The organism is Streptomyces calidiresistens (genome assembly GCF_014141525.1).
GTDB classification, from domain to species: Bacteria; Actinomycetota; Actinomycetes; order Streptomycetales; family Streptomycetaceae; genus Streptomyces; species Streptomyces calidiresistens.
Window position 1 is genome coordinate 1 of the sequence record NZ_VKHS01000608.1, and the last position, 3415, is coordinate 3415.

Annotated in this window: 4 protein-coding genes and 1 riboswitch; of the genes, 3 read left to right on the forward strand and 1 reads right to left on the reverse strand. The window is 75.6% G+C overall.

Annotated elements, in window-relative coordinates:
* Positions 1–435 (reverse strand): avidin-fold protein (locus FOE67_RS30975; RefSeq protein WP_498370708.1); only part of this gene is annotated, 435 nt, incomplete at its 3' end.
* A gap of 143 nt (positions 436–578) precedes the next feature.
* Positions 579–691, forward strand: a riboswitch (TPP riboswitch).
* Positions 692–737: 46 nt separating this feature from the next.
* Here FOE67_RS30975 and thiO point away from each other — a divergent pair.
* The 3 genes from thiO to FOE67_RS20345 all read left to right on the forward strand — a co-directional run bounded on the left by thiO (position 738) and on the right by FOE67_RS20345 (position 3066).
* On the forward strand, positions 738–1952 hold the full coding sequence (thiO, locus tag FOE67_RS20335; RefSeq protein WP_323385140.1) for a glycine oxidase ThiO: 1215 nt from the start codon (positions 738–740) through the stop codon (positions 1950–1952).
* Positions 1949–2185 carry a sulfur carrier protein ThiS gene (thiS, locus tag FOE67_RS20340; RefSeq protein WP_182666286.1) on the forward strand — a complete coding sequence of 79 codons (237 nt, stop codon included), beginning with the start codon at positions 1949–1951 and terminating at the stop codon, positions 2183–2185. Before thiO ends, thiS begins: the two co-directional genes overlap by 4 nt.
* Before the next feature lie 95 nt (positions 2186–2280).
* Complete coding sequence (locus FOE67_RS20345) at positions 2281–3066, forward strand: thiazole synthase (RefSeq protein WP_194444509.1); 786 nt, start codon at positions 2281–2283, stop codon at positions 3064–3066.
* Positions 3067–3415 lie beyond the last annotated feature (349 nt).

Here is a 3415-nt window from a genome sequence, read left to right on the forward strand (position 1 = left end):
ATCTACACTTGCCGCTTCGTCGGCAGCGTCAGAGGTGTATAAGAGACAGGCCGCAGGGGATGCGGGGGGTGCGGCGAGGGGGCCGCTCGCCGTGCCGTGCCGGGGCTCCTCCACCACGCTGGTTCCCGAGCCGGGGCCGGACTCCCAGCGCCACGTCTCGTGGAGCCGCACCCGGCCGTCGGGCAGGTTCTCCACCCGGCTGACGCAGTGCCCGGAGGCGGTGCTGCCGTCCACCCGCAGTTGGACGTACCGGAAGTCGAGCCGGTCGCCGGACCGGGTGCCGACGAGATGACCGTGCACGATGTCGCCGCCGTCGTACTCCGCCCACACCCGACCGTCCCGCTCGTGGTAGCGGAACCGGGTGCGGGTGCCGACCTGCCCGGCGGCCTGGTCGGCGACGGGCACCAGGATCCGTCCGTCCAGGGAGGGGGACACGGGCTCCGGTGTCGCTCCGGTCGCTCCGGTCGCCTGTTCGGCGGGGGTGGTGGACACGGCGGCCTCCTCGTTCCTCCCGCCCCGCGGGCGCGGGAAAGCCCCGGCGGTCCGCCGCGGGGCCCGGCGTACTACGCTGATGACCGTAGAGCACCCGCGGGAGTCCGGACGCACCGGGCTGAGAGGGGGGCTGGCCGGCCCCCGACCGTACGCACCTGATCCGGGTCATGCCGGCGAAGGGAGGAGCAGCCCTCGTGACGAGTTTTCGGCCGCCGCGCCCCGGCGTTCCGGGCCCCACCGACGGTGTGGGCGCCGGCGCGCCCGATGTCCTGGTGATCGGCGGCGGGATCATCGGCCTGGTGGTGGCCTGGCGGGCCGCCGAACGGGGTCTCCGGGTGACGGTGGTGGATCCCGAACCGGGTGGGGGCGCCGCCGGGGTGGCCGCCGGCATGTTGGCAGCCGTCACCGAACTCCACCACGGCGAGGAGGAGTTGCTGGGCCTCAATCTCGCCTCCGCCGCCCTGTGGCCCGCCTTCGCCGAGGAGTTGGCCGACGCGGCCGGCCAGGGCGACGGCTCCGCCCTGGGATACCGGCGCTGCGGCACCCTGGCGGTGGCGCTGGACTCGGACGACCGGGCCGAACTGCGCGAGTTGCACGCCCTGCAGACCCGGTGCGGGCTGGACGCCCGGTGGCTGACGGGGCGGGAGTGCCGCCGACTGGAGCCGATGCTGGCACCGGGGGTGCGCGGGGGGTTGCGGGTGGAGGGCGACCACCAGGTCGATCCCCGCCCGGTGATGGACGCGTTGCTGGTCGCGGCCCAACGGGCCGGGGTGGTGTTCACCCGACGGGAGGCCCGCGGCGTGTGGTCGGCCTCCGGACGGGTGGCCGGCGCGGTGCTGGACGACGGCACCCGTCTCGGCGCCGGGCGGGTGGTCCTGGCCGCCGGCAGCCGCAGCGGACGGCTGGAGGGGGTGCCGGAGGAGGCGCGACCGGCCGTGCGGCCGGTCAAGGGGCAGGTGCTGCGGCTGCGGATGCCGGCCGGGGTCCCGTTCCTCTCCCGCACGGTGCGGGCGGTGGTGCGCGGTTCGCACGTCTACCTGGTACCCCGCGAGTCCGGTGAGCTGGTCATCGGCGCGACCTCCGAGGAGCAGGGGTGGGACACCACGGTGACCGCCGGCGGGGTCTACGAACTCCTGCGCGACGCACACGAGTTGGTGCCCGGCCTGACGGAGTTGCCGCTGGTGGAGGCGGTGGCCGGGCTGCGTCCCGGCACGCCGGACAACGCGCCGTTGCTCGGCGAGACCGGAACCCCCGGTCTGCTGGTCGCCGGCGGGCACCACCGCAACGGTGTCCTGCTGGCACCGATCACCGGGGAGCTGATGGCGGAGCACCTGGCCACCGGAACGGCACCGGAGCGGGCCCGTCCCTTCTCACCGGAGCGGTTCGCGCCCGTGGGGGCGGGCGTGCCGGGCGGCCGGACCGCCGGGGAGGCCCCGTACCCGATCGAGGAGGGCCCGTGAACGATCGAACCGAACCCCACGTCACCGTCTCGCTGAACGGGGAACGGCGCACGTTGCCGGTGGGCAGCACGCTCGCCGGGGCCGTCGCCGCGATCGTCCCCGCCGGGGGGACGACCGGCCGCGGGATGGCCGCGGCGTTGAACGAGAACGTGGTGCCGCGCGCCGCGTGGGAGCGGACCCCGCTGGGGGACGGCGACCGCGTCGAGGTGCTGACCGCCGTGCAGGGGGGGTGAACGGCGTGACCCGTGAGGCGTCCGCGACGGACACCGCGCCCGGCCGCTCCCCCGGCGACCGCCCCGGGGAGGGCTCCGACCCGTCGACCGAACCGCTGGTGCTGGGTGAACACCGTTTCAACTCCCGGCTGATCATGGGGACCGGCGGCGCGCCCAGCCTGAAGGTGCTGCGGGAGGCCCTGGTGGCCTCCGGCACGGAGTTGACCACCGTGGCGATGCGTCGGGTGAACGCCTCGGTGCACGGCTCGGTGCTGTCGGTGCTGGAGGAGTCGGGCATCGCGGTGCTGCCGAACACCGCCGGGTGCTTCACCGCCGGCGAGGCGGTGCTGACCGCCAGGCTGGCGCGCGAGGCGCTGGGCACCGACCTGGTGAAGCTGGAGGTCATCGCCGACGAACGCACCCTGCTGCCGGACCCGGTGGAGACCCTGGAAGCCGCCGAGACCCTGGTGGAGGACGGGTTCACCGTCCTGCCGTACACCAACGACGATCCGGTGCTGGCGCGCCGCCTGGAGGAGGCGGGGTGCGCGGCGGTGATGCCGCTGGGTTCCCCGATCGGCTCCGGGCTGGGCATCCGCAACCCGCACAACTTCCGATTGATCCGTGAACGGGTGACGGTCCCGGTGATCCTGGACGCGGGCGCCGGTACCGCCTCGGACGTCGCGCTGGCCATGGAGCTGGGCTGCGACGGCGTGATGCTCGCCTCCGCGGTCACCCGGGCTCAGCGGCCGCCGGCGATGGCCCGGGCGATGCGGCTGGCGGTGGAGGCGGGGTTCCTGGCCGCCGGCGCCGGGCGGATCCCGCGACGGTTCTTCGCCGAGGCGTCCTCGCCGATGGACGGTCGGGCCGATCTCGACCCCGAGCGGCCCGCGTTCGGCGACTGAGCGGCGTCCGGGGGTGACCGACCCACCGTCGGCCGGTGGGTATACCATCCGACGGTCATCGGTCGGATGGTCTCCCCCCGGGTTCCCCGGAACCCCGGGCGTGTCCGGAACCCCGAGCCGATGCCCGATCGACACGACGTCGCCGGGGGCGGGGCGGTTCCCACCGCCCCCGCCCCCGGCCGTGCCGTCGCGTCGGCGCCGATCCCGTGACCACCGCCGCCGGGCCGTCGGAAGTGCCGCGCCGCCCCGGGGCGACGACGCCTCCCCCCGTCCCGTGCCGCACCGCTCCCCGGCCGTCGGGGAGCCCCGCCCCGGAGGGACCCCCGTCGTGACCACCACTCCACCGGCG